Genomic DNA, 26,468 nt, shown 5'->3' with positions numbered 1-26,468 from the left:
AACCCCCAGGCTTCGCGCACTTCGTGTCGCTTCTCCAACCCCCTTGCAGGGGGCGATGCCTGCGGCCCGGCAAAGCCGGTTCCGCGGCATCCCGCGAACGGTCGGGCTCGCTTGCGCTTCGCGGCGGCCGCGATGGTCGTATCTTTGTTTTTTGGTCCCGCATATGCCGAGCGGTTGAAGGAGCTGGCAAGCATCCAGGGCGTGCGCGACAACCCGTTGATCGGCTACGGGCTGATGGTGGGGCTCGACGGCACGGGCGACCAGACGATGCAGACGCCGTTCACCACGCAGAGCCTGAACAACATGCTGCAGCAGCTGGGCATCACGATTCCGCAGGGCGTGAACATGCAGCTGAAGAACGTGGCGGCGGTGATGGTCACGGCCACGCTGCCTTCGTTCGCGCGGCCGGGGCAGAACATCGACGTGACGGTGTCCTCGATGGGCAATGCGAAGAGCCTGCGCGGCGGCACGCTGCTGATGACGCCGCTCAAGGGCGTGGACGGACAGACGTACGCGGTGGCGCAGGGGAACATGGTGGTCGGCGGCGCGGGCGCCTCGGCCAACGGGAGCAAGGTGCAGGTCAACCAGCTCAGCTCGGGGCGCATTCCGGGCGGGGCGCTGGTGGAGCGCACGGTGGAGTCGCCTGTGGGTGCCGAGGGCACTTTCTCGATCGAGCTCAACCGCTCCGATTTCGGCACCACGCAGCGCGCGGTGGATGCGATCAACCGGCAGTTCGGTTCGGGCACGGCCGAGGCCATCGATGCGCGTTCGATCCGCGTGCGCGCACCCGAACCGCAGCAGCGCGTGGGCTTTCTCGCGCGGCTCGAGGATCTTGAAGTGACGCCCACGCAGGCAGGCGCCCGCGTGGTGGTGAATGCGCGCACGGGCTCCGTGGTGATGAACCAGGCCGTTCGCGTGAAGGACTGCGCCATCGCGCACGGCAACCTGTCGGTGGTCATCAACACCGAGCCGGTCATCAGCCAGCCGGGCGCGTTCTCGGGCGGCAGCACGGTGGCGGCGCAGACCTCGCAGATCTCGGTGAACCAGGGCGGCGGCGCGATCCAGATGGTGCGCGGCGGAGCCTCGCTGTCGGACGTGGTCAAGGGGCTCAACAGCCTGGGCGCGAATCCGCAGGACCTGGTGTCCATCCTCCAGGCCATGAAGTCGGCCGGCGCGCTGAGCGCCGAGCTGGAAATCATCTGAGGCCGATGCGATGACCGTATCCGCCACCGACCGCAGCGGCGCGCTCGACCAGCGTTTCGCGCTCGACGTGCAGGGCGTGGACGCCCTGCGGCGCACCGTGCGCAGCTCGCCGGAAGAAGGCCTGCAGCAGGTCTCGCGGCAGTTCGAGGCGCTGTTCATGAACATGGTGCTCAAGAGCATGCGCGAGGCGACGCCTTCGAGCGGACTCTTCGACAACCAGGACCAGAAGGTCTATCTCTCGATGTTCGACCAGCAGCTCACGCAGAACCTCTCGGGGCGCGGCGTGGGGCTGGCCGAAGCGATGCTCGCGCAGCTGCGCCGCAGCATGCCCTCGGGTCCGCCCGACGCGGAAGCCGATGCGGAGATCGGAACGAAGCCCATGTCGCTCGAACCGCGCGGCGGCCTGCCGTACGGGCCGCGCGCCGGCATTCCCATCGGCTCGGCGCCGACGGCTCGCACGGGTGCCGACCTCGGCATCTATCAATTCAACAGCGAGCGGCGCGCACCCGGCGCCGGCGCGAATTCCTCGCTGCAGGCGCAGGCCGACGAGTTCGTCGGCCGCATGGGAGCATCCGCGCAGGCGGCGAGCACCGCGAGCGGCGTGCCCGCGCCGCTGATCCTCGCGCAGGCCGCGCTCGAGTCCGGCTGGGGCAAGCGCGAGATCCGCGCCGACGACGGCACGCAGAGCTTCAATCTGTTCGGCATCAAGGCCGACCGCAGCTGGAAGGGCGCGACGGTCGAGACCACCACCACCGAGTACATCGACGGCGAACCGCAGAAGGTTCGCGCGAAGTTCCGCGCCTACGGCTCGTACGAAGAAGCCTTCACCGACTACGCGCGCTTCATCACCCGCAACCCGCGCTACGCGAACGTGCTGGCCACCGACGACCCGACCGAGGCCGCCCACGGCCTGCAGCGCGCCGGCTACGCGACCGATCCGCGCTACGGCGAGAAGCTGGTTCGCATCATGCAGAAATTCGGTTGAGCCGCGAGCGCGCTCACCGCATCAAGGAAGACCCATGGCAGAGATCGCAGCAGGAACCGCACGCGCGCAGGCGCCCCAGCACCAGGGCGCAGGCGCCCGCCTGGAGGTCGTGACCTTCAAGCTGGGCGAAGAGGAATACGGCATAGACATCCAGAAGGTGCAGGAGCTGCGCGGGTACGACGCGGTGACGCGCATCGCGAATGCACCGGAGTACATCAAGGGGGTGGTGAACCTGCGCGGGATCATCGTTCCGATCATCGACATGCGCATCAAGTTCAGGCTGGGCGAGCCGACGTACGACCAGTTCACGGTGGTGATCGTGCTGAACATCGGGGGCCGAGTGGTAGGGATGGTTGTGGACAGCGTATCGGACGTGATCACGCTGACGGCGGAGCAGATCAAGCCTGCGCCGGAGATGGGTTCCGTGCTGGACGCGGATTACCTGATCGGGCTGGGCACTCTGGAGGAGCGGATGCTGATCCTGGTGGACATCGACAGGCTCATGTCCAGCGAGGAAATGGGCCTGGTCGAGAAGATCGCTGCCTGAGCGCCCGAACCCGTACAACGAAGAGACAAGAAGAGGTTCCGCATGATGAAGAACTGGACAGTGGGACGGCGCATGGGCGCCGTATTCGCATGCATGCTGGCGCTGCTGGTGCTCATCGCCGGCATCGGCGTGCTGCGCCTGCAGGCCGTGGGCGACGCGACCGAGGGCATGGCCGGTGATTCGCTCGCCAAGGAGCGGCTGGCGGCCGCCTGGCAGCTGGGCACCAACACCAACAGCATCCGCACTTTCTCGCTGCTCAAGAGCGACGACCCGGCCGTGCAGGAATACCTGCAGAAGAACATCTCGGCCACCAGCGCCCTCATCACAGAGACGCAGAAGAAGCTCGAGGCCATGCTGGCCTCGCCCGAAGAACTGGCGCTGAGCGCGGACATCAAGAAGAAGCGCGGCGACTACGTCGAGCTGCGCAACCAGATCCTCAAGCTCAAGGCCGACGGCAGCAAGGACGAGGCGGCGAAGCTGACCGACACGCGCCTGCTGCCCGCGCTCGACGCCTACGATGCGAGCATCCGCGCCATGGTGAGCCACCAGCAGCAGGAAATCGACAAGTCCGCCGCCGGCATCGGCGCCCAGTACCGCTCGGGCCGCAGATGGATCGTCGGGCTGGCCGCGCTCGCGATCGTGGCGGGTTCCGCCATCGCATGGCTGCTGACGCGCAGCATCGTGCAGCCCATCGGCGAGGCGCTGCTCATCGCGGAGACCGTGGCCGCGGGCGACCTGAGCAAGGAATTCGAAACCGAGCGCGGCGGCGACTTCGGCCGGCTGCTGCGCGGCATGGGCGAGATGGAAGACACGCTCACTGATCTCGTGACACGCATCAAGGCATCCACCGATTCGATCGCGGTGGCTTCGCGGCAGATCGCGGCGGGCAATCAGGATCTCTCGTCGCGTACGGAAGAGCAGGCGAGCTCGCTGGAGCAGACGGCTGCTTCGATGGAAGAACTGACCTCGACGGTCAAGCAGAACGCGGACAACGCGCGGCAGGCGAACCAGCTGGCGGTGTCCGCTTCGGAAGTGGCGGTGAAGGGCGGCAGTGTCGTCTCGCAAGTGGTCGGCACGATGGGCTCGATCAACGCGTCCTCCAAGAAGATTGTGGACATCATCGGCGTGATCGATGGCATTGCGTTCCAGACCAACATCCTGGCGCTCAACGCGGCGGTGGAGGCCGCGCGTGCTGGCGAGCAAGGCAAGGGCTTCGCCGTCGTCGCTTCCGAGGTGCGAAGCCTCGCCCAGCGCTCGGCTGCAGCAGCCAAGGAAATCAAGACGCTGATCGGCGACTCGGTGGAGAAGGTCGAAGAGGGCAGCAAGCAGGTGGAAGAAGCAGGCCGCACGATGGAAGAGATCGTGGGCAGCGTGAGGCGCGTGACCGACATCATGGGCGAGATCACGGCAGCCAGCCAGGAGCAGACCTCGGGCATCGAGCAGATCAACCAGGCCATCACGCAGATGGATCAGGTCACGCAGCAGAACGCAGCATTGGTCGAAGAAGCCTCGGCAGCAGCCCAGTCGCTGCAGGAGCAGGCCGAGAACCTCGTGCGCGCAGTCAGCACCTTCAAGCTCGACGCCGACGTCGAAGAAGCAGAGGCGGTCTGAAGCACCCATGCGCACACGTCTCAGTCCCCGGCGCGCCCTGCGCATCGGCGCGAGCTTCGCCGTTCTCCTGATCATGCTGGCCGTGGCCCTGAGCCTCGGCTTCAAGGCCGGCGCCGGCTACGAATGGGCACGCCTGACGGTCTGCGCGCTGTCCGTGGCCGCATTGCTCACCGCCGTCGCCATCGTGTGGATCGTCATGCGCTCGGTCACCCGTTCGACCCACGACGCCGCGAAGGTCTCCGAGCGGCTCGACCGGGTCCTGCAGCACGTCAACGCCCCGGATTCCAGAAAAGAAGAACCAGCTACCCCATGAAATCGTTTCTCAATCTCAAGATCGGCACCCGCCTCGGATCGGGCTTCGCCATCGTTCTCCTGCTGCTGATCGGTATCGCGGGCCTCGGGCTCCGTGCGATGTCCGACATCCAGACGCGCCTCAACAGCATCGTCACCGACAACAACACCAAGGTGGCCCTGGTCAACAAGATGGTGGACGCGATCCGCGACATCGCCATCCTCGACGGCAACCTGATCCTCCTGTCCGACGACGCCGCCATGAAGGAGGAGTCGAAGAAGATCGCCGCCGCGCGCGAGCGCTTCACCGAGAGCCGCGCCGCGCTTGCCAAGATAGTCATCACGCCGGAAGGCAAGGCGCTGCTCGGGCGCATCGACGAGAAGGTGGCCGTGCTCGTGCCGCTGAACACCCAGCTCAGCGAACTCGCCCTGCAGAACAGGAACGAGGAGGCCACCGCGATCTTCATCTCGAAGTTCCAGCCGGCCGTGCGGGCCGCGCTCACCGAACTCGACGCGATGGGCGGGCACGAGGAACGGCGCTCGCTGAAGGCCAACGAGGAGGCCGGCGCCGGCTACATGTGGTCGCGCAACCTGATGCTGGCATTGGGCAGCCTGGCCGTCCTGCTCGGTGTGGCCATCGCATGGGGCATCACCCGCTCGATCACCAGGCCGATCGGCGCGGCGGTGCAGGTGGCTGAGAAGGTCGCCGGCGGCGACATCAGCGCGCGCATCGAGGTGCGCTCGAAGGACGAGACCGGCCGGCTGATGCTCGCGCTCAAGGAGATGAACGAGAGTCTCGTGAAAATCGTCGGCGAGGTGCGTACGGGTACCGACACGATTGCCACGGCATCGGCGCAGATTGCTTCGGGGAATCAGGATCTTTCGTCGCGCACGGAAGAGCAGGCGAGTTCGCTGGAGCAGACCGCCGCGTCGATGGAAGAGCTGACCTCGACGGTCAAGCAGAACGCGGACAACGCACGGCAGGCGAACCAGCTGGCCGTGTCTGCCTCGGAAGTCGCAGTGAAGGGCGGCAACGTCGTGTCCCAGGTGGTGGACACGATGGGCTCCATCAATGCTTCGTCCAAGAAGATCGTCGACATCATCGGCGTGATCGATGGCATCGCCTTCCAGACAAACATCCTGGCGCTGAACGCGGCTGTCGAAGCTGCACGCGCAGGCGAGCAAGGTCGCGGCTTTGCGGTGGTGGCTTCGGAAGTTCGCAGCCTGGCTCAACGCTCCGCTGCAGCAGCCAAAGAGATCAAGACGCTGATCGGCGACTCGGTCGAAAAGGTCGAAGAGGGCAGCAAGCAGGTCGAAGAAGCCGGTCGCACGATGGAAGAGATCGTGGGCAGCGTCAAGCGCGTGACGGACATCATGGGCGAGATCACGGCAGCCAGCCAGGAACAGACCTCGGGCATCGAACAGATCAACCAGGCCATCACGCAGATGGACCAGGTGACGCAGCAGAACGCGGCTCTCGTGGAAGAAGCCTCGGCCGCAGCCCAGTCGCTGCAGGAACAGGCCGGCAGCCTCGTGCGTGCAGTCAGCATCTTCAAGCTCGACGCCAACGCCGTGGCCGCCACGCGCCCCAGCTTCACGCGCATCACCCCGATCCCGAAGCCCGCCAGGCCCGTGCCCAAGCGTCCGGCCAAGGCCTTGCCCGTGCGCAGGGAGCCCGCAACCGCCCCCCGGCTCGCCATGGCCGGCGACGCAAAGGGCGACTGGACCGAGTTTTGAGAAAAAAGGACTCAAGTCCTGCGCTCCGATGCCGATAACAGGATGAACCAGTCCCCTGTTGTTGAAGAAAGAGAGCAATGAGTCTGAAGGATCTGAAAATCGGCACCCGCCTGGGTCTCGGCTTCGCGGCGATGCTGCTGCTGATGGCGCTCATCGCAGGCACGGGCGTGTTGCGGCTCACGAACGTGGGCAACGCGACCGACGAGATGGTGTCGCAGGCGATGGTCAAGGAGCGGCTCGCGAGCGAATGGCTCAGCAACCTGCGCTCCAACACCGTGGCCAATTTCGCCATGGTCAAGACCACGGATCCGGAAATCGCCGCCTACTTCTCGAAGATCCAGACGGCGGGCTCGGCCCGCATCAGCCCGGCGCAGAAGAAGCTCGAGTCGATGCTGAGCACGCCGGAAGAGAAGGAGCTCTACGCCCGGATCTCGTCCTCCCGCGCGGTGGTGCTGGAGACCGTGGGCGTTCTCAACAAGCTGAAGGACTCGGGCCAGCTCGCGGAGGCCAACAAGCTCGTGGACACCAGGTTCTCCGAAGCCCTGGCCGTGTACGGCGGTGCCGTCGAGGCGCTGGCCAACCACCAGCGGGAGAAGATCGACGAAGCCGCCAAGGGCATCGGTACCGACTTCACCGCGGGCCGCACCACGCTGCTGGTGCTGTCCGCCGTTGCGCTGGTGCTGGGCGCATTGTTCTCCTGGCGCCTGACGCTGGGCATCGTGCGCCCGCTGGGGCACGCGGTGGAGGTCGCCGAGACGGTGGCCGCCGGCGACCTGAGCGCGCGCATCGATGTGGAAAGCCGCGACGAGGCAGGGCAGCTCCTGCAGGCGCTGAAGAACATGAACCAGAGCCTGGCCAAGGTGGTGGGCGAAGTGCGCGAGGGAACGGACACCATCGCCACGGCCTCGAGCCAGATCGCCTCGGGGAACCAGGATCTTTCCTCGCGCACCGAGCAGCAGGCGAGTTCGCTGCAGCAGACAGCGGCTTCGATGGAAGAGCTGACCTCGACGGTCAAGCAGAACGCGGACAACGCGCGGCAGGCAAACCAGCTGGCGGTGTCCGCTTCGGAAGTGGCGGTGAAGGGCGGCAACGTCGTCTCGCAGGTGGTCGACACGATGGGGTCGATCAATGCCTCGTCCAGGAAGATCGTCGACATCATCGGGGTGATCGACGGCATCGCCTTCCAGACAAACATCCTGGCCTTGAACGCAGCGGTCGAAGCCGCGCGTGCAGGTGAGCAAGGCCGTGGCTTCGCCGTTGTGGCTTCCGAAGTCCGCAGCCTGGCTCAACGTTCGGCTGCAGCAGCCAAGGAAATCAAGACGCTGATCGGCGACTCGGTGGAGAAGGTCGAAGAGGGAAGCAAGCAGGTGGAAGAAGCGGGCCGCACGATGGAAGAGATCGTGGGCAGCGTCAAGCGCGTGACGGACATCATGGGCGAGATCACCGCGGCGAGCCAGGAGCAGACCTCTGGCATCGAGCAGATCAACCAGGCCATCACGCAGATGGACCAGGTCACGCAACAGAACGCGGCTCTCGTGGAGGAAGCCTCGGCCGCAGCCCAGTCGCTGCGCGAACAGGCCAGCAGCCTTTCCAGCGTCGTAGGCGTGTTCCGTCTCGGCGGCAGCCGATTGGCCCTGGCCTGAAGAAGGAGGCAAGACCATGCGCGTCAACCTCCCCGTCACGGGCATCGAATACGAACTGTCGTCCGACGCCGCCCTCGTGTCCCGCACGGACCTGAAGGGCCGCATCACCTACGCCAATCCGGCCTTCATCGAGGCCAGCGGCTTCTCGATGGCCGAGCTCATGGGCAAGGCGCACAACATCGTGCGCCACCCCGACGTGCCGCCCGAGGCTTTCGCCGACCTGTGGCAGACGCTGGCCCAGGGCCTGCCCTGGACCGGACTCATCAAGAACCGTCGCAAGAACGGCGACTTCTACTGGGTGCTGGCCAACGTCACGCCCATTCGCCGCAACGGCCGCACGCAGGGCTACATGTCCGTGCGCAGCAAGCCCGGCCGCATCGAGGTCGCAGAGGCCGAGGCGCTGTACGCCCGCATCCGCGAAGGGCAGGCAAAGGACATCGAACTGCAGCAGGGCGAAGTGGTCTCGCGCGGCTGGACCAGCCCGCTGGCCCGGCTGCGCCGCATTCCGGTGCGCCGCCGTGTGTTCGCTGTGACCTCCGCGGCGGCGCTGCTGTCGCTGGGGCTGGGCATCGCTGGCTGGATGGAGGCGTCGCGGCTGGTCGCATCCGCGGGCGCACGCAGCTGGCTGCCGGGTGCCGTGGCCGTCGGCGGCGCGGGCTTTGCCCTCGCATGGCTGGGGCTGGGCCAGTTCCTGGCTCGCACGGTGTTCCGCCCGCTGGACGAGGCGGTGCACGTCGCGCGCGCCATCGCCGGCGGCGACCTCGCGCGCTTCGAGGTGCGGCGCGGCGACGAGATCACCGGCCTGCTGCGCGCCCTGAACCAGATGAGCGCGAACCTGTTCGCGATCGTCGCGGACGTCGGGGCCAACGTGGCGGGCGTGATGTCGGCCTCGAGCCAGATCGCTTCGGGCAATCAGGATCTTTCGTCGCGCACTGAGCAGCAGGCGAGCTCGCTGGAGCAGACCGCCGCGTCGATGGAAGAACTGACCTCGACGGTCAAGCAGAACGCGGACAACGCCCTGCAGGCCAACCAGCTGGCCGTATCCGCCTCGGAAGTCGCGGTGAAGGGCGGCAGCGTGGTCTCGCAGGTGGTCGACACGATGGGCTCCATCAATGCTTCGTCGAAGAAGGTCGTCGACATCATCGGCGTGATCGACGGCATCGCGTTCCAGACCAACATCCTGGCGCTCAACGCGGCGGTCGAAGCTGCGCGTGCTGGCGAGCAAGGCAAGGGCTTCGCCGTCGTCGCATCCGAGGTGCGAAGCCTCGCCCAGCGTTCGGCGGCAGCAGCCAAGGAAATCAAGACGCTGATCGGCGACTCGGTGGAGAAAGTCGAAGAGGGCAGCAAGCAGGTGGAAGAAGCAGGCCGCACGATGGAAGAGATCGTGGGCAGCGTGAGGCGCGTGACCGACATCATGGGCGAGATCACCGCCGCCAGCCGGGAGCAGACCCAAGGCATCGAGCAGATCAACCAGGCCATCACGCAGATGGACCAGGTCACCCAGCAGAACGCGGCGCTGGTCGAGGAAGCCTCGGCCACCGCTCAGCTGCTGCAGGAGCAGGCCGACGGCCTCGTGAAGGCCGTGCGCGTGTTCAGGGCAGAGACCGCCGAGGCCGTCGCCGAGGCTGCCTGAGTGCGCTTGAAGCCACGCGAACACACCAACCCCATTCAACCCGGAGAAGAAAAGATGCTGAACAAGGCAAAAGATCCCCTGCAACAAGCCGCATCCACGTCGGCAGCGGCCGGTGGCGCGACCCGCCTGGAGGTCGTGACCTTCAAGCTGGGCGAGGAAGAGTACGGCATAGACATCCAGAAGGTGCAGGAGCTGCGCGGGTACGACGCGGTGACGCGGATCGCGAACGCGCCGGAGTACATCAAGGGGGTGGTGAACCTGCGCGGGATCATCGTTCCGATCATCGACATGCGCATCAAGTTCAGGCTGGGCGAGCCGACGTACGACCAGTTCACGGTGGTGATCGTGCTGAACATCGGAGGGCGCGTGGTGGGGATGGTGGTGGACAGCGTGTCGGACGTGATCACGCTGACGGCGGAGCAGATCAAGCCCGCGCCGGAGATGGGTTCCGTGCTGGACGCGGACTACCTGATCGGGCTGGGCACGCTGGAGGAGCGGATGCTGATCCTGGTGGACATCGACCGGCTCATGTCCAGCGAGGAGATGGGCCTGGTCGAAGCCGCCGCCACCGCCTGAGACCGGCACCACGGCCGATAGGCCTGGCCCGGCTCCCAACCTTCCACCCCTGAACGCCTGCACCATGAACTTCCTCTCCAACCTTCGCATCGGCAACCGGCTGGCGCTGGCCTTCGCCATCGTCCTGGGCCTCACCGTGGTCTCGACCGCCATCGCGCTGGTCTCCGCGCGCAGCAACGCGGAGGCCACGCGGGTCATGATGCGCAGCCCGCTCGCGAAGGAGCGGCTGATCTCCGACTGGTACGTGCTGACCTACTCGGCCATCGCCCGCACGTCGATGATCGCCCGCACCACCGACGAGAGCCTGCCGGTGGTCTTCGCCGACGTCATCTCCGACAGCGTGAAGAAGGGCAGCGAGACCATCGCCAAGGTCGAGAAGCTGCTGGTGACCGACGAGGAGAAGGCGATCCTCAAGTCCATCATCGAGCTGCGCGCGAAGTACCAGGCCGCGAAGGACGACGTGGGCAAGGCCAAGGCGGGTGGCGATACGGTGGCTACCGCGCGGGTCTTCAAGGAAGTCTTCCAGCCGGCCGCCAAGGCCTATGAAACCCGCGTGCTGGACCTGCTGTCGCTGGAGCGCAAGGCCATCGACGACATGAGCGAGGCCATCGACGCGGCCAATACGCGCAGTTTCAACCTGCAGCTTCTGCTGACCGTGCTGGTCGTTGTCAGCGGCGGCGTCTTCGCGTTCTTCATCTCGCGCAGCATCGTGCGCCCGCTGGCACAGGCCGTGCAGGTGGCGGAGACGGTTGCGGCGGGCGACCTGAGCGCGAACATCGAGGTGCGCAGCCGCGACGAGGCAGGCCAGCTGATGCAGGCGCTGAAGAACATGAACACGAATCTGGCGAAAGTGGTTGGCGAGGTGCGCACGGGCACCGAGACCATCGCGACGGCTTCGGGGCAGATCGCCTCGGGCAATCAGGACCTGTCTTCGCGTACGGAGCAGCAGGCGAGTTCTCTGGAGCAGACGGCTGCATCGATGGAGGAGCTGACCTCGACGGTCAAGCAGAACGCCGACAACGCGCGGCAGGCCAACCAGCTCGCGGTCTCGGCTTCCGAGGTGGCCGTGAAGGGCGGCAACGTCGTGTCCCAGGTGGTCGACACCATGGGGGCGATCAACACCTCGTCCAGGAAGATCGTGGACATCATCGGCGTGATCGATGGCATCGCTTTCCAGACCAACATCCTCGCGCTGAACGCTGCTGTTGAAGCCGCGCGTGCAGGTGAGCAAGGCCGTGGCTTCGCCGTTGTGGCTTCCGAAGTCCGCAGCCTGGCTCAACGTTCGGCTGCAGCAGCCAAGGAAATCAAGACGCTGATCGGCGACTCGGTGGAGAAGGTCGAGGAGGGCAGCAAGCAGGTGGAAGAAGCCGGCCGCACGATGGAAGAGATCGTGGGCAGCGTCAAGCGCGTGACGGACATCATGGGCGAGATCACCGCCGCGAGCCAGGAACAGACCTCGGGCATCGAGCAGATCAACCAGGCCATCACGCAGATGGACCAGGTCACCCAACAGAACGCGGCTCTCGTGGAGGAAGCCTCGGCCGCAGCCCAGTCGCTGCGTGAGCAGGCCGGAAGCCTCTCGCAGGTGGTCGGCGTGTTCCGCCTCGGAATCGGCCATGCCGAAGATCAGTCGCATCGACTGACCTTCGCAGCGTCGGCGGCATGAGCGAAGAAACGGAAGGCAACACAATGCAGTGGTTCCAGAATCTTCGCGTCACCGTCCGGCTGATCATCAGCTTTCTCGTGGTCGCGGCCATCGGCGCTGCCGTGAGCGCGCTCGGCATCTTTCACATGGGGCGCATCAGCGCATCGACCGAGGCGCTCTATGCCAACGAGCTTCGCGCCCTGCAGGCCGTACAGGACGCCAACATCCGCCTGCTGTACGCCAGCCGCGCGCAGATGACGCTGCTGTCGGCCGGCACGCGCGGAGAGCGCAACGCGGGCGCGAACGAGGTCAAGGCATCCATCGAGAGCCTTTCGGCGCGCGCCGCCGAGGTCAAGTCCTTCTTCGGCGAGACTGAGGACGGCACGAAGCTGTTCGGCCAGTTCGAAGGACTGATCGGGCCGCTGACGGCACACATGAATGACTTCGTGGCGCTGCTGAACAAGCAGCCGCTGGACAGCTCCCAGTTCGACAACCAGGTGACCGAGGACAGCGCGCGCCTGCTGAAGGAATCGCGCGGGCTGGAGGAAGTGCTCCAGCGCATGGTCGCCTACAGCAAGGACCTTGCACGCGAACGCGCCGCGCAGGCCGACGGAACCTACAAGACCTCCAGGCTGACGATGCTCGGGCTGGCGCTGGCCGGCATCGTGGTCAGCGTCGGGCTGGGCGTGCTGGTGGCGCGCCTGATGGGGCGGCAGCTCGGAGGCGAGCCTCAGTACGCCGCCGACGTGGTCGGCCGCATCGCCGGCGGCGACCTGTCGCTGGCTGTCGAGGCCGACGCCGCGCACGACGGCAGCCTGCTGCGCTCCATCCAGAAGATGCAGTCGCAGCTGACGTCGATCGTCGTGGAGATCAAGGATTCGAGCGAAACCATCGCCACGGCGTCGAGCCAGATCGCCTCGGGGAATCAGGACCTGTCTTCCAGAACCGAAGAGCAGGCGAGTTCGCTGGAGCAGACCGCTGCTTCGATGGAAGAGTTGACCTCGACGGTCAAGCAGAACGCCGACAACGCACGGCAGGCGAACCAGCTTGCGGTCTCGGCTTCCGAAGTGGCCGTGAAGGGCGGCAACGTCGTGTCCCAGGTGGTGGACACGATGGGCTCCATCAATGCTTCGTCCAAGAAGATCGTCGACATCATCGGCGTGATCGACGGCATCGCTTTCCAGACCAACATCCTCGCGCTGAATGCGGCGGTCGAAGCCGCACGCGCAGGCGAGCAAGGTCGCGGCTTTGCGGTGGTGGCCTCGGAAGTCCGCAGCCTCGCTCAACGCTCCGCTGCAGCAGCCAAGGAAATCAAGACCCTCATCGGCGACTCGGTGGAGAAGGTCGAAGAGGGCAGCAAGCAGGTCGAAGAAGCAGGCCGCACGATGGAAGAGATCGTCGGCAGCGTCAAGCGCGTGACGGACATCATGGGAGAGATCACTGCTGCGAGCCAGGAACAGACCTCGGGCATCGAGCAGATCAACCAGGCCATCACGCAGATGGACCAGGTGACGCAACAGAACGCGGCCCTCGTGGAAGAAGCCTCGGCTGCAGCCCAGTCGCTGCAGGAGCAGGCCGGCATCCTCGTGCGCGCAGTCAGCATCTTCAGGCTGAGCGAAGACCAGCAAGCCGCGTCCCGTGCGCAGGTCGAGGCGCCAGCCCTCCCGCGCGCCACTCCATCGCTGCCCGCGACGCCGCAACTGGCGGTCGCCGGTGCAGGTGCCGGCGACTGGCGCGAGTTCTGAGCCGGGAGCCTTCTTCATGAATACCGCGAACCCCGCGAAGCGCGAACACGCCTTCGTTCCGCTGGCCCGCACCATGACCCTGGCCGCGGCCGGCGGCATGCTGCTGGTGGCGACACTGGTGCTGGCGGTCTTCTACGCAATGGCTTCCGCGCAGCAGAAGCGCAGCGCCGCCCAGTACGCCAATGCGAAGGCCGAGGCCATCGCCCGTTCGCTGGACATCTTCGACCAGACCATGCGTCTCACGGCGGAGAACGCCTTTGGCGTCTTCCGGCGCCAGTTCGCGTCCAGCTTCGTGCTCGACAGCGCGGGGCAGGGAACCCTGAGCAGCGACGGCACGCCCATCGACGCAGCGCGCATCGCCGAGGTGGATGCCTTCGCGCGCGACTTCCCCGGCGCCAATGCGACCGTGTTCATCGCGCAGGGCGACGATTTCCGCCGCGTCACCACCTCGGTGAAGAAGGAGAACGGCGAGCGCGCCGTCGGCACGCTGCTGGACCGCAAGAGCGGGGCCTACCCCGTGCTGCGCGAGGGCAAGCGCTTCGTGGGGCGCATCACGCTCTTCGGGCGTCCCTACATGACCGTCTACGAGCCGGTGCGCGACGCGGCGGGCCGCGTCGTGGCGGTGCTCTACATCGGCCTGGACATTTCCCGGCAGCAGGCCTCCTTCGGCGAAGCCGTGAGCGGAACGCGGATCTTCGAAACCGGCGGGCTCTACATCGTCGACCCCGCGGGCGCCGCCGGCGCGGCAACGCTGGTCTTCCATCCGACGGCGGCCGGCAGGAAGCTGGCCGAGTTCATGCCCGAAGGCGCATCGGCAGCCTGGCTCTCGCGGATCTCGGCCGCCGACGCGACATGGATCGACGACGCGCGCCCGGTGCTCGCCCCGGCCGACGGCAACCGGCGCTATGCCTCGGTGGCCAGGAGCGAGGCGGCGGGCTGGCTGGCGGTGGCGGAATTTCCCGCTTCGGAAGTGCTGGCCGTGCTCTATCGCCAGATGGCCTGGATCGGCGCCTGCATCGTGCTGGCGGCCCTGGTGCTGGGCGTCGCGCTGATCGTCTTCATCCGCCGCACGGTGCGGCCGCTCGGCCTGCTGAGCGAGCACGTGCAGGCACTCGGCCGCGGCGACCTGTCGCGGCAGCTGGCCTCCGACCGCCGCGACGAGATGGGCGTGATCACCCGCGCCGTGGAAAGCATGCGCCGGAGCCTGGCCGGCGTGGTGAGCGGCGTGCGCGCCGGCACCGATGCCATCGCCACCGCCTCGGGCCAGATCTCGGCCGGCAACCAGGACCTCTCGGTGCGCACGGAAGAGCAGGCCAGTTCGCTGCAGCAGACCGCGGCGTCGATGGAAGAGCTCACCGGCACGGTGAAGCAGAACGCAGACAACGCGCGGCAGGCCAACCAGCTGGCGCTGTCGGCCTCCGGGGTGGCGCTCAGGGGCGGCGAAGTGGTCGGCCAGGTGGTGGACACCATGGCCTCGATCCATGCCTCGTCGAAGAAGATCGTGGACATCACCGGCGTGATCGACGGCATCGCCTTCCAGACCAACATCCTCGCGCTGAACGCGGCTGTGGAGGCCGCGCGTGCCGGCGAGCAGGGCAAGGGCTTCGCTGTCGTCGCATCCGAGGTGCGAAGCCTCGCCCAGCGCTCGGCCGCCGCTGCCAGGGAAATCAAGGGCCTGATCGACGACTCCGTCGGCAAGGTCGACGCGGGCACCGCCCTGGTGGGCGAGGCCGGACGGACCATGGAAGAGATCGTGGGCAGCGTCCGGCGCGTGACCGACATCATCGGAGAGATCAGCGCCGCGAGCCAGGAGCAGACCTCCGGCATTGAACAGATCAACCAGGCCATCGCGCAGATGGACGAGGCGACGCAGCAGAACGCTTCGCTCGTCGAGGAGGCCTCGGCGGCCGCCCGATCGCTGCGCGAGCAGGCCAGCGGCCTCGTGCAGGCCGTCAGCATTTTCAAGCTGGACGAAGAACCGCGGAAACCCGCGCGCGCCGAACCATCGTTGGCCGCGGCACCGCGGCTGGCCGTCTCCAGTGCCGGTGCCGGCGACTGGCGCGAGTTCTGAACCCCGGCAAGGAACCGAACAACACACGCTATCGGGCTGCGGCCCCCCAAGGAAAGATCATCAAAACCTTCTACAACCTCAAGATCGCGACCAAGCTTCTTGTGTCGTTCGTCGCGGTCCTCGTGCTCACGGCCTGCCTGGGCGTGATTTCCGTGATGCAGCTGGGCAAGGTCCACGAGATGTCCACCGACCTCTCGACCAACTGGCTGCCGGCCACGCGCTCGCTGCTCGAGCTCAAGGGCATGGTGTCGGGCTTCCGCACGCAGGAGATGGCGCACGCGCTGTCGGGCTCGTTCAACGAGATGGCCGAGTACGAGAAGGCGATGGACGCCTCGTGGGCGGCGCTGCAGAAGAAGCGCGCCGAATACGAGGCGCTCATCTCGGAGCCCGAGGAGCGCGAGGTCTACCCGGTGTTCGCGAAGCTGCTGTCGCAGTACGAGCTGGAGCACAAGAAGATCGTTGCCGTTTCCCACACGCAGGACACGGACCAGGTGAGCAACATGATCCGCGGCAAGTCGCTGCAGCTCAGCCGCGAAATGAACGCCGCGCTGGACAAGCTCACGCAGGTGAACCTGGCGGGCGCCGTCCGCGCGGGCCAGACAGCCGACGCCGTGCATGCGCAGGCCAGGCTGTGGGTGATCGGCCTGCTGCTGGGCGCCGTGGTGCTCGGCCTCGGGCTGGCGCTGTGGATCGCGCGCATCGTCGCCCGGCCGCTGGAAGAAGCCGTGAAGGTAGCCCAGTCCGTCGCTTCGGGCGACCTGACCAGCCGCATCGAGGCGCACACGACGGACGAGACCGGGCAGCTGCTCGATGCATTGAAGGGCATGAACGACAGCCTCGTGAAGATCGTCGGCGAGGTGCGCACGGGCACCGACACGATTGCCACGGCATCGGCGCAGATTGCCTCGGGGAATCAGGATCTTTCGTCGCGTACGGAAGAGCAGGCCAGTTCGCTGGAGCAGACCGCCGCGTCGATGGAAGAGCTGACCTCGACGGTCAAGCAGAACGCGGACAACGCGCGGCAAGCCAATCAGCTGGCTGTGTCTGCCTCGGAAGTCGCAGTGAAGGGCGGCAGTGTCGTCTCGCAAGTGGTCGACACGATGGGCGCTATCAACACCTCGTCCAAGAAGATCGTCGACATCATCGGCGTGATCGATGGCATCGCCTTCCAGACCAACATCCTGGCCCTGAATGCAGCGGTCGAGGCGGCGCGCGCAGGCGAGCAAGGTCGCGGCTTTGCCGTGGTGGCTTCGGAAGTTCGCAGCCTTGCTCAACGCTCCGCAGCTGCAGCCAAGGAAATCAAGACGCTGATCGGCGACTCGGTCGAAAAGGTCGAAGAGGGCAGCAAGCAGGTCGAAGAAGCCGGCCGCACGATGGAAGAGATCGTGGGCAGCGTGAAGCGCGTGACCGACATCATGGGCGAGATCACCGCGGCAAGCCAGGAGCAGACCTCTGGCATCGAACAGATCAACCAGGCGATCACGCAGATGGACCAGGTCACGCAGCAGAACGCCGCCCTCGTGGAAGAAGCCTCGGCAGCAGCCCAATCCATGCAGGAACAGGCCAGCACCCTCGTCCAGTCCGTGAGCATCTTCAAGCTCGATGCCAACGCCATGGCGACCACGCGTCCGGGCTTCACGCGCATCACGCCGATCCCCAAGGCTGCAAAGCCCACCCCGAAACGCCCGGCCAAGGCCTTGCCGAAGCGCCAGGAGCCGAAAGCTGCACCGCAGCTCGCCATGGCTGGAGACGCCAAGGGCGACTGGACGGAATTCTGAAAACCGGAGAAGGAAGTCAAATGAACTTGAGCAACCTGAAAATCGGCACCCGACTGGGCCTCGGCTTCGCGCTGGTGCTGCTCCTGATGGCGGTCATCGCCGCCACCGGCGTGCTGCGCCTGGCGAGCGTGGGCAAGGCCACCGAAGAAGTGATGCAGCACGCCCTGGTCAAGGAGCGCCTGGCGAACCAGTGGTCCGTGCTGCTCGGACCGGCGATCTCCAACTCCTTCGCGATGGTCAAGGCCACCGACCCCAAGGTCGTCGCCTACTTCGAGAAGGCCCGGGCCGACAAGTCGGCGCTGATCAACCCGGTGCAGAAGAAGCTCGAGGAACTGCTGAGCTCACCGGAAGAGAAGAAGCTGTATGCCGGCGTGGCCGAGCCGCGCGGGCTCGTGCTGTCCATCATCGGCAAGATCAACAAGCTCAAGGCCGAAGGGAAGAACGAAGAGGCCATGGAGTTGGCCGACACCCAGTTCGCGGCCGCGCTCGCCGTCTACGAGGAAGCCGTCGCCAAGATCGCGTCGTACCAGCGCGACCGCATCGACGAGCTGGCGCGCGACATCGAGGCCGAGCACTCCAACGGCGAGACCACGCTGCTGGTGCTGTCGGCCATCGCGCTGGTGCTGGGCACCCTGTTCGCGTGGCGCCTGACGCGGGGCATCGTGCGCCCGCTGGGGCATGCGGTGGAGGTGGCCGAGACCGTGGCCGCCGGCGACCTGAGCGCGAACATCGTGGTGCAGAGCCGCGACGAGACCGGGCAGCTGATGCATGCGCTGCGCGAGATGAATGCCAGCCTGGCGAAGGTGGTTGGCGAAGTACGCATGGGCACCGACACGATTGCCACGGCATCGGGGCAGATTGCGGCGGGAAATCAGGATCTGTCGTCGCGTACGGAAGAGCAGGCGAGCTCGCTGGAGCAGACCGCTGCTTCGATGGAAGAGTTGACCTCGACGGTCAAGCAGAACGCGGACAACGCACGGCAGGCGAACCAGCTTGCGGTCTCGGCTTCCGAAGTGGCCGTGAAGGGCGGCAACGTCGTGTCCCAGGTGGTGGACACGATGGGCTCCATCAATGCTTCGTCCAAGAAGATCGTCGACATCATCGGCGTGATCGACGGCATCGCTTTCCAGACCAACATCCTCGCACTGAACGCGGCAGTTGAAGCTGCACGTGCAGGTGAGCAAGGTCGCGGCTTTGCGGTGGTGGCTTCGGAAGTCCGCAGCCTTGCCCAACGCTCCGCTGCAGCAGCCAAGGAAATCAAGACGCTGATCGGCGACTCGGTGGAGAAGGTCGAAGAGGGCAGCAAGCAGGTCGAAGAAGCCGGCCGCACGATGGAAGAGATCGTGGGCAGCGTCAAGCGCGTGACGGACATCATGGGCGAGATCACGGCAGCCAGCCAGGAACAGACCTCGGGCATCGAGCAGATCAACCAGGCCATCACGCAGATGGACCAGGTGACGCAGCAGAACGCTGCCCTCGTGGAAGAAGCCTCGGCCGCAGCCCAGTCGCTGCAGGAACAGGCCAGCAGCCTCGTGCGCGCGGTCAGCGTCTTCAAGCTCGACGCCAACGCCGTTGCCACCACGCGCCCCGGCTTCACGCGCATCACCCCGATCCCGAAGCCCGCCAAGCCTGCGCCCAAGCGCCCCGCCAAGGCCCTGCCCACGCGGCAGCAGTCCAAGGCAGCGCCGCAGCTCGCCATGGCCGGAGACGCAAAGGGCGACTGGACCGAGTTCTGACACTCAACTTTCGGCGGCACCTGCCGATATAGACATCAAGGCATCGGATCGATGTGATCGAGATGATCGAGCGATGGATGCCACTGCAACTCACACACCTCATCGACAGGTAAAGCCATATGTCCGGAAGTTTGTTCTACACGGGTCTGAGCGGCCTCGGCGTCGCGCGCACGGCGCTGATGACCACCGCCCACAACACCGCCAACGCCTACACCACCGGCTACAGCCGCCAGGTGGCCGAGATCGCCACCGGCGGCGCCATCTCGAGCGGCTCGGGCTTCATCGGCTCGGGCGCCAACGTCACGACCGTCTCGCGCAGCTATGACCGCTACCTGACGGCGCAGCTGTCCATGGCGCAGTCGGCCTCGGCCGCGCTCGCCACCAACGGCACGCAAGTCAGCCGCATCGACACGCTGCTGGCCGACAAGACCTCGGGCATCGCCCCGCTGATGCAGAGCTTCTTCACCAGCATCCAGGGCGTGGCCAACACGCCGGCCGACCCGGCCGCGCGCCAGCAGATGATCAGCTCGGCGCAGGCGCTGGCCGGCAAGTTCCGCTCGACCGACCAGTACCTGTCCGACCTGAACTCCTCGATCAACGACCAGATCGTCGGCAGCGTGGACCAGATCAACACCTACGCCGGCAAGATCGCCAGCCTCAACCAGCAGATCAGCCAGATCAGCGCCATGGCCGGCGGCCAGCCGCCCAACGACCTGCTCGACCAGCGCGACCAGCTCGTGAGCGACCTGAGCCAGATCGTCGACGTGAAGGTGCTGCAGCAGGACAACGGCAAGTACAACGTGTTCATCGCCTCCGGCCAGTCGCTGGTGGTGGGCGACTACGCGTCCACCATGGCGGCCGTGAGTTCCGCGGCCGATCCGTCGCGCAAGGTCGTGGCGCTGCAGGGCTTCGCGGGCAGCACCGCAGAGCTGGGTGACGGCGTCATCACCGGCGGCGTGCTGGGCGGCCTGCTGTCCTTCCGTCGCGACACGCTCATCCCCACGCAGAACGCCATCGGCCGGCTCGCCATGTCGGTGGCCGACGCGGTGAACGCCCAGCACAAGCTGGGCGTGGACCTGAGCGGCGCGCTGGGCAAGGACTTCTTCACGCAGGCCACGCCGGCGGCGCTCTCGAACGCGAAGAACACGGGCAACCTCGAGATCGGCGCCTCGATCTCCAACGCCTCGCAGCTCACGACCAGCGACTACAGCGTGGAAGTCACCAACGTGGCCGGCACGCTCACCTACAACGTCACCCGCCTGTCGGACAAGCAGTCGATGGGCGCGTTCACCACCTTCCCGATCACCTTCGACGGCGTGAGCCTCGCGGCCGCCAGCGGCACCGCGCAGGCCGGCGATTCGTTCCTGATCCAGCCCACGCGCACCGGCGCGCGCGACCTTGACGTGGTCACGCTCGACCCCTCCAAGGTGGCGGCGGCATCGCCCATCGTCACCGGCAACACCGCGGGCAACAAGGGAACCGGCGCGCTGGGCGCGGCCACCGTGGACGCGAGCTACCCCGCGACGCCGCTGGCCGCGAACCTCACGCTGAGCTACGACGCCGCCACCGGCAGCCTGACGGGCTTTCCCGCGACCTCGGCCGTGACCGTCACCCTGGCCAACGGCACCAGCACCACCTATGCGGCCGGCGCGCCCGTGCCCTACACCGCCGGCGCGAAGATGAGCTTCGACGGCGTCAGCGTCACCATGACCGGCGCGCCCTCGAATGGCGACACCTTCACCATCGGCAAGAACACCTCCGGCGTGTCGGACGGCAGCAACGCGCTGCTGCTGGGCGCGCTGCAGCGCAAGACCCTGATGGCCAACGGCACGGCCACCTTCAACGGCGCCTACTCGCAGATCGTCAGCGAAGTCGGCAACCGCTCCATGGCCATCAAGGTGGCCGCCACCACGCAGGACAGCGTCACCAGCCAGATCAAGGCCAGCCGCGACTCCATCTCGGGCGTGGTGCAGGACGAGGAAACCGCCAACCTGCTGATGTTCCAGCAGATGTACCAGGCCAACGCGAAGGTGATCCAGACCGCCTCGACCATCTTCGACACCATCCTCGGCATCGGCCGCTGAGCCCGGAGTTCGTCCGGAAGATCCACAAAGTCAAGGCAAAGCGATGCGCATCAGCACCCAATCCTTCTACGATCAGAACGTGCTGGCCATGGGCCAGCAGCAGCAGAAGCTGTTCAAGGTCCAGCAGCAGCTGGCCACCAACTCCAAGTTCCTGTCGGCCGGCGACGACCCGGTGGGCGCGGCCCGCGCGCTCGGCGTGAGCCAGACGCTCTCGGAGATCTCGCAGTACGCCACCAGCCGCCAGCGCGCCTCGCTGTCGCTGTCCAACGAGGAGAACGCCCTCGACTCGGTGACCTCGATCCTGCAGAACATCAAGACCCTGACCGTGCAGGCCGGCGGCGCCGCGCTGTCGGACGCCGACCGCGCGTCGATCGCCACCGCCATCCAGAGCAGCTACGACCAGCTCGTGGGCATCGCCAACTCCACCGACAGCAACGGCCAGTACCTGTTCGCGGGCTTCAAGAGCGGCACGCCGCCCTTCGTGGCCGCGGCCGGCGGCAGCCTGCAGTACGTGGGCGACCAGGGCCAGCGGCTGATGCAGGTCGACGTGGCGCGGCAGATGCCCACCTCGGACGACGGCCGCACCGTCTTCCAGTCGGTGCAGGGCAGCGCAGGCTACGTGGCGTCCGGCGCGCCCGCCAACACCGGCACCGGCGTGTTCGGCTCCGTCAGCGTGACCGACGCCACCGCGCCGAACTATGGCAAGGACTTCACCATCTCCTTCACCGCCACCGACTACACGGTGATGACCAAGGACACCCCCCCGGTGGTCGCGGCCACGGGCACCTTCTCGCCCGACACGCCCATCAGCTTCGGCGGCGTGCAGGTCAAGATCACGGGAAAGCCGGCGGCGGGCGACAGCTTCGACGTGTCGACCGCGAAGAACGCGGGCACCGACGTGTTCGCGGCCATCGGCGAGCTGGTGAGCGCGCTGCGCACGCCGCTGACCGGCGGCGGCGCGGCCGCCCAGGCGAAGCTGCAGAACGCGCTGAGCACGGCCAACGTGAAGGTGACGAACGCGCACGACAACGTGCTGACGGTGCTGTCGTCGGTCGGATCGCGGCAGGCCGAGATCGATTCGCTGGATTCGGGCGGAGCGGACCGCAAGCTGCAGGAAGAGTCGTACCTGTCTTCCATCGAAGACCTCGACCCGTACACCGCGATCTCGGAGTTCTATCAGCGCCAGTCCTCGCTGCAGGCCACGCAGATGACCTTCGCGAGACTCAACAGCATTTCGTTGTTCAACTACCTCTAGAGGAAGGACGCGGTGGCCCGAGGGGCCGCCGGTTTCCGCGGCGGGCGGAATCCACCTCTGATCGCCCAGGGCTTCCCGATGGACCGTGAATCTCCTTTCCGATTCCGGACACGGCATTCGCGCAAGGCCGGCGGTTCCAGGGGCGACGAGACAACTACTACTCCCAGATCGTCGATGCCGCTTGCAGGCCGCTGCGCGATGCCCTGCCGCCGGATGCCGGATGAAAGGAAGTCGGGCGAGATTCGCCACGACAGCCTGAAAGCCTGTAGATGTTCGCGTAGGTGCCGGCAGCGCGACGCGAGAACCTGGGAGTACGAGCGTGTGGGAATTCGTTCTTTCCGTGTGGAAGGTGGAGGTGGCCAACTACCCCATCCTCCTGATGCAGGCCGCAGCGCTGCTGGGTGTCTTCAGTCTGGTGCTCATGGTGTCGAAGTCGTCCGAAGCAATGCTGCATTCCCGGGCAACCTTCTACGGTTGGACGGTGGGGTTGACCGGGTTCGTCCTGCTGGGGATGGCGTTCCAGCTGATGAACCTGCCGTCGAAGCCGTACCTCGGGTCCGACCTGCTCTTCCTGTCCGGAATGCTGGGCGGCCTGCGCGGCGGGGCCATCGGCTGGACGCTGATCGTGGGCGCCAGGCTCCTGTTCGGCGGAACCCACCAGGCAGCCGCGTTCCTGCTGGACATGACGCTGATGGTCGGCGGGGGCATCTTCATGCACTACCGCCTGGGCCGCAGGCCGATCACGTCCTTCGGCTGGCGTGACATCGGCAGCGCCTGGCTCGTACGTGTCGCGTTCACCATGCTCTCGATAAGCCTCATCTATGCATTCCAGCTTGTTCCTCCCATGGTCAACGCCAGGGTGCTGGTGCTGCACGCCTTGAGCAGCGGGCTGTCGCTGATGATCATCGCCTGCGTGCTGGCCCTGTTGCGCAGCGATGCCAGGGAACGGGAGTCCCGCGCCCGCGCATTCGCCGCGTCGCACACGAACCTGCTGACCGGGCTTCCCAACCGGCGCGCGCTCGGGGAGCTCCTCGAAAGGCTGCTGGCCGCCGACGGCAGGCAGCACGTGCTGATGACCTTCCAGGTCGCGAACCTCGCCGAGATGGCCCGTGCGCTCGGACATGACTGGACGGACCACCTCTGGGCGCAGCTTTCCGTTGCCCTGACCCAGGGGCAGGCGAGCCAGCTGGTCGAGGCATTCCACCCCCTGTGCTTTCAGCTCAACGACCTGTCGCTGACCGTCGTGCTGCAGGACACTTCACTGGAATGGATGGAGCAGCAGCAGCTGGCGTCGAAGGTGCAGGCGGAAGCGGTGGCTGCGCTGCGGGCCACACATGCGGCCTATGTGTCGCTGCAGCTGCGCATCGGTGTTTCCAACGTGCGGATGAATTCGCAGGCGAACGCCGCCTCGATCCTGCGCGACCTGAACTTCGCCTTGCAGAGCAACGAGCAGATGGTGCGCTACTTTCACGAGTCGTTCGCCGAGCAGGCGGACAAGGACGAGGATGTGCGGCGCCTGCTGATCGACTGGATCCGCACCGCGAGCCCGCCGATGCAGTACCAGCCCAAGTTCCATCTCCTGACGCGCCATGTCTGCGGGGCGGAGGCCCTGCTGCGGGCGCATCCGGTGAACGGGAACCTGCTGCCTCCCCCCTATGTGATCGAGATCGCGACCCGCCATCAGCTCCTGTCGCAGTTCGAGTGGTGCACCCTGGAGGTCGTCGGGCGCGACATCCAGAGGTGCCTGGCCGCCGGCTGCCCCATACCTCTTTCCGTCAACATCTCCGCCACCACGCTGACGCTTCCTCTCTTCGGCGACCGCGTGCTGTCGTTCCTCGAACTGCTGCACGTGCCGCCGCGGCTGCTGTACGTCGAGATCACCGAAAGCGGCCATGTGCCGGACGTGGAAACGGTGCGCACCAACATCGCCGTGCTGCAAGGCGCCGGCGTCGGCCTTTCGCTCGACGACTTCGGCACCGGCTACTCGGCGCTGACGACCCTGGCGACCATCCCGTTCACCGAGGTGAAGATCGACCACAGCATGATCTCCAGGATCGACCAGCCGCGCATGCGCGAAGCCGTGTCGCTCGCGCTCGAGAGCGCCACGCGCTACAACGCCACGCTGGTGGCCGAGGGCGTGGAGACCGAAGACCAGTCGACGCTTCTGCTGGAGATGGGCGTGCTCTTCGGCCAGGGGTATCTTTTCTCGAGAGCGGTGCCGATGGACGACCTGATCCGGATGGCTCGTCGCAGAGCTGCGTTCCGCGTGGACGGGGCACTGAAGAGCCCGAGGCCGGATCGGATCTGAGAAGAAAAGGCTGTCACCACTCCATGCCCCACCGGAGCGCCCATGCGCGTAGCACCAGGTTGCAGGTTTCGGATCATGATCGCTTTTTCTCCATCCATCGACGAGCAGGCACGGCTGCGAGACTTCTTCCGGCTCATCAAGCCGATCTCCGTGGCTACCCAGGCGATCGGATTCATGTTCTGGGGCGCTGCGTGGTGGCTCGCGGACCCGGGTTACCAGTACGTGACCTGGCACCTGGTGCTGCTCGCATGCTGCATCGCGTTGTCCATCGCCGGAAGCTGCGCGACCAGGTTCCTTTCGTTCTTCTCGATCATCACCGTATGGCTGCTGTGCCTGGGGTTCTCCATTCTCATGTCGCAGAGCCCCGATCGCGAAGTGTGGGCGGTGTCCATGAGCGTGATCGTCTCCATCATGGGCGCGCCGCTCTTCTCCCGGTTGAGTGTCTCGGCGCTGGCGAGTTCGGGTGCATGGCTCATCTTGGGAGGTGGCGAGTGGCTGGGCACTCCCCATGGCCTGGATGCCGGCTGGAGCTTGCTGATGCCCTGCGGAACCATCACGATGGGGCTGATCATGAACGTCATCTTCGCGACGCTGCACCGCGAGAGCCTGAAACTGCGGCAGGAGCTCGAACAGCTCGCGTACAAGGACGTGCTCACGGGCATGAGCAACCGGCGCAAGTTCCTGGCCGACGTCCAGAACCTTCACGAGCAGGGACGGCTTGGCGAAGGATGCTTCCTGATGATCGACGTGGACGACTTCAAGAAGATCAACGACGACTTCGGACACGCGGCTGGCGACCTGGCGCTGCAGCGGGTCGCGGCCGTGCTCAGGGAGATCGGGGTCGGCAATGCCTTCGGCAGGCTCGGCGGCGAGGAGTTCGGCATCATGCTGGCGGGCGGCGGCACGACGCAGGCGCGGTCGATGGCGGCGCGGATCCTGGATCAGGTGCACGGCGTCCGCATCGAGGGCCGGCCCATCACGGTCAGCGTGGGCATCTCCGGCGTGGCCCGCCATCGCATCCCGCCGGAGCTGATGCGAGAAGCCGATGTCGCGCTCTATGAGGCAAAGCGCATGGGCAAGAACAGGTTCGTCCAGCACGGTGCCGTGGATTGAGTTCGCGGTTCGTCAGGGCCGCAGGCCCTGACCTTTCGGAGATGGAACTGACGGTGCTGCGGGAGGCGCTGCTCGAAGTCTCATCGGCCCCAAAAAAAAGGTGAGCCGCAAGGAAAGGGCCTTCATCGCGTACTGCTCTCGCTCAAGGCGGCACGCAACGACTGAAGCGCAGAGTCGGCCGTTTCGATCCGCCGCTTCAGCTCCTCATTGACCACTCGCACCAGCGCTCCGAGTTCGGTGCGAGTCGGATGGATCTCTTCCGTATCGTTCACGCTCTGTGAAACGATGAGCTTTTCCAGGCCTGCATATGCACGTTGCAGCTCGTGCAGGTTGTCGATCTCATCGCTTGCCTGCAGCGCAAGCGATTCGATGCTGGCGGTTTGGGACGATTCGGGAAAAAAAGAGACGTGCGCGGACGCGCGAGCAGATGCAGCCATGAATGGCCTCCAAGTGATTGCGGTTTGCTGAAACCGCCGCACCCAACGCCAATTGGGGGCGGCAGCTCGA

19 protein-coding genes are annotated in these 26,468 nt (G+C 66.2%); 18 read left to right on the top strand and 1 reads right to left on the bottom strand.

What is annotated here, in order from left to right; translation table 11 throughout:
- Nucleotides 1–132 precede the first annotated feature (132 nt).
- The 18 genes from BMY35_RS10590 (at nucleotide 133) to BMY35_RS10505 (ending at nucleotide 25,961) form a co-directional block, all read left to right on the top strand.
- Nucleotides 133–1,203, top strand: a complete 1,071-nt coding sequence (locus BMY35_RS10590) for a flagellar basal body P-ring protein FlgI (RefSeq protein WP_177213605.1) — start codon at nucleotides 133–135, stop codon at nucleotides 1,201–1,203.
- 10 nt (nucleotides 1,204–1,213) lie between these two features.
- Entirely contained in the window at nucleotides 1,214–2,188 is a 975-nt protein-coding gene (flgJ, locus tag BMY35_RS10585; protein WP_093197924.1) for a flagellar assembly peptidoglycan hydrolase FlgJ, read from the top strand.
- 34 nt (nucleotides 2,189–2,222) lie between these two features.
- On the top strand, nucleotides 2,223–2,735 hold the full coding sequence (locus BMY35_RS10580; RefSeq protein WP_093197921.1) for a chemotaxis protein CheW: 513 nt from the start codon (nucleotides 2,223–2,225) through the stop codon (nucleotides 2,733–2,735).
- Between the two features lie 42 nt (nucleotides 2,736–2,777).
- Entirely contained in the window at nucleotides 2,778–4,346 is a 1,569-nt protein-coding gene (locus BMY35_RS10575) for a methyl-accepting chemotaxis protein (protein WP_093197918.1), read from the top strand.
- Between the two features lie 7 nt (nucleotides 4,347–4,353).
- Complete coding sequence (locus BMY35_RS10570; protein WP_093197916.1) at nucleotides 4,354–4,659, top strand: hypothetical protein; 306 nt, start codon at nucleotides 4,354–4,356, stop codon at nucleotides 4,657–4,659.
- Nucleotides 4,656–6,374 carry a methyl-accepting chemotaxis protein gene (locus BMY35_RS10565; protein WP_093197913.1) on the top strand — a complete coding sequence of 573 codons (1,719 nt, stop codon included), beginning with the start codon at nucleotides 4,656–4,658 and terminating at the stop codon, nucleotides 6,372–6,374. Before BMY35_RS10570 ends, BMY35_RS10565 begins: the two co-directional genes overlap by 4 nt.
- 77 nt (nucleotides 6,375–6,451) lie before the next feature.
- A complete protein-coding gene (locus BMY35_RS10560) occupies nucleotides 6,452–8,017 on the top strand; it encodes a methyl-accepting chemotaxis protein (protein ID WP_093197911.1) in 1,566 nt (521 codons plus the stop codon).
- A gap of 16 nt (nucleotides 8,018–8,033) precedes the next feature.
- Nucleotides 8,034–9,650, top strand: a complete 1,617-nt coding sequence (locus tag BMY35_RS10555) for a methyl-accepting chemotaxis protein (protein WP_093197909.1) — start codon at nucleotides 8,034–8,036, stop codon at nucleotides 9,648–9,650.
- Between the two features lie 54 nt (nucleotides 9,651–9,704).
- The gene (locus tag BMY35_RS10550; protein WP_093197907.1) at nucleotides 9,705–10,226 is read left to right on the top strand and encodes a chemotaxis protein CheW; all 522 of its coding nucleotides are present in this window, start codon (nucleotides 9,705–9,707) and stop codon (nucleotides 10,224–10,226) included.
- A 64-nt stretch (nucleotides 10,227–10,290) separates the two neighbouring features.
- Nucleotides 10,291–11,892 carry a methyl-accepting chemotaxis protein gene (locus tag BMY35_RS10545; RefSeq protein ID WP_093197905.1) on the top strand — a complete coding sequence of 534 codons (1,602 nt, stop codon included), beginning with the start codon at nucleotides 10,291–10,293 and terminating at the stop codon, nucleotides 11,890–11,892.
- 23 nt (nucleotides 11,893–11,915) lie between these two features.
- Nucleotides 11,916–13,616: a methyl-accepting chemotaxis protein gene (locus BMY35_RS10540; protein WP_093197902.1), complete on the top strand. Its 1,701-nt coding sequence runs from the start codon at nucleotides 11,916–11,918 to the stop codon at nucleotides 13,614–13,616.
- Between the two features lie 16 nt (nucleotides 13,617–13,632).
- Nucleotides 13,633–15,687 carry a methyl-accepting chemotaxis protein gene (locus tag BMY35_RS10535; RefSeq protein ID WP_093197899.1) on the top strand — a complete coding sequence of 685 codons (2,055 nt, stop codon included), beginning with the start codon at nucleotides 13,633–13,635 and terminating at the stop codon, nucleotides 15,685–15,687.
- Between the two features lie 59 nt (nucleotides 15,688–15,746).
- Nucleotides 15,747–17,465, top strand: a complete 1,719-nt coding sequence (locus tag BMY35_RS10530; RefSeq protein ID WP_093197898.1) for a methyl-accepting chemotaxis protein — start codon at nucleotides 15,747–15,749, stop codon at nucleotides 17,463–17,465.
- 20 nt (nucleotides 17,466–17,485) lie between these two features.
- The gene (locus BMY35_RS10525; protein WP_093197895.1) at nucleotides 17,486–19,201 is read left to right on the top strand and encodes a methyl-accepting chemotaxis protein; all 1,716 of its coding nucleotides are present in this window, start codon (nucleotides 17,486–17,488) and stop codon (nucleotides 19,199–19,201) included.
- A 119-nt stretch (nucleotides 19,202–19,320) separates the two neighbouring features.
- Complete coding sequence (flgK, locus tag BMY35_RS10520; RefSeq protein ID WP_093197893.1) at nucleotides 19,321–21,285, top strand: flagellar hook-associated protein FlgK; 1,965 nt, start codon at nucleotides 19,321–19,323, stop codon at nucleotides 21,283–21,285.
- 43 nt (nucleotides 21,286–21,328) lie between these two features.
- Complete coding sequence (gene flgL / locus BMY35_RS10515; protein ID WP_093197890.1) at nucleotides 21,329–22,540, top strand: flagellar hook-associated protein FlgL; 1,212 nt, start codon at nucleotides 21,329–21,331, stop codon at nucleotides 22,538–22,540.
- Nucleotides 22,541–22,859: 319 nt separating this feature from the next.
- A complete protein-coding gene (locus BMY35_RS10510; protein ID WP_093197887.1) occupies nucleotides 22,860–24,848 on the top strand; it encodes an EAL domain-containing protein in 1,989 nt (662 codons plus the stop codon).
- Nucleotides 24,849–24,923: 75 nt separating this feature from the next.
- Nucleotides 24,924–25,961 carry a GGDEF domain-containing protein gene (locus BMY35_RS10505; RefSeq protein WP_177213604.1) on the top strand — a complete coding sequence of 346 codons (1,038 nt, stop codon included), beginning with the start codon at nucleotides 24,924–24,926 and terminating at the stop codon, nucleotides 25,959–25,961.
- Nucleotides 25,962–26,083: 122 nt separating this feature from the next.
- On the opposite strand, the gene BMY35_RS38735 is transcribed toward BMY35_RS10505, so the two are convergent.
- Nucleotides 26,084–26,398: a hypothetical protein gene (locus tag BMY35_RS38735; protein ID WP_256228296.1), complete on the bottom strand. Its 315-nt coding sequence runs from the start codon at nucleotides 26,396–26,398 to the stop codon at nucleotides 26,084–26,086.
- Between the last annotated feature and the right edge of the window lie 70 nt (nucleotides 26,399–26,468).

Source organism: Variovorax sp. YR750 (assembly GCF_900109805.1).
GTDB classification, from domain to species: Bacteria; Pseudomonadota; Gammaproteobacteria; order Burkholderiales; family Burkholderiaceae_C; genus Variovorax; species Variovorax gossypii.
The sequence above is the reverse complement of the archived record's forward strand: the minus strand, read 5'-3'. Positions and strand labels throughout refer to the sequence as shown.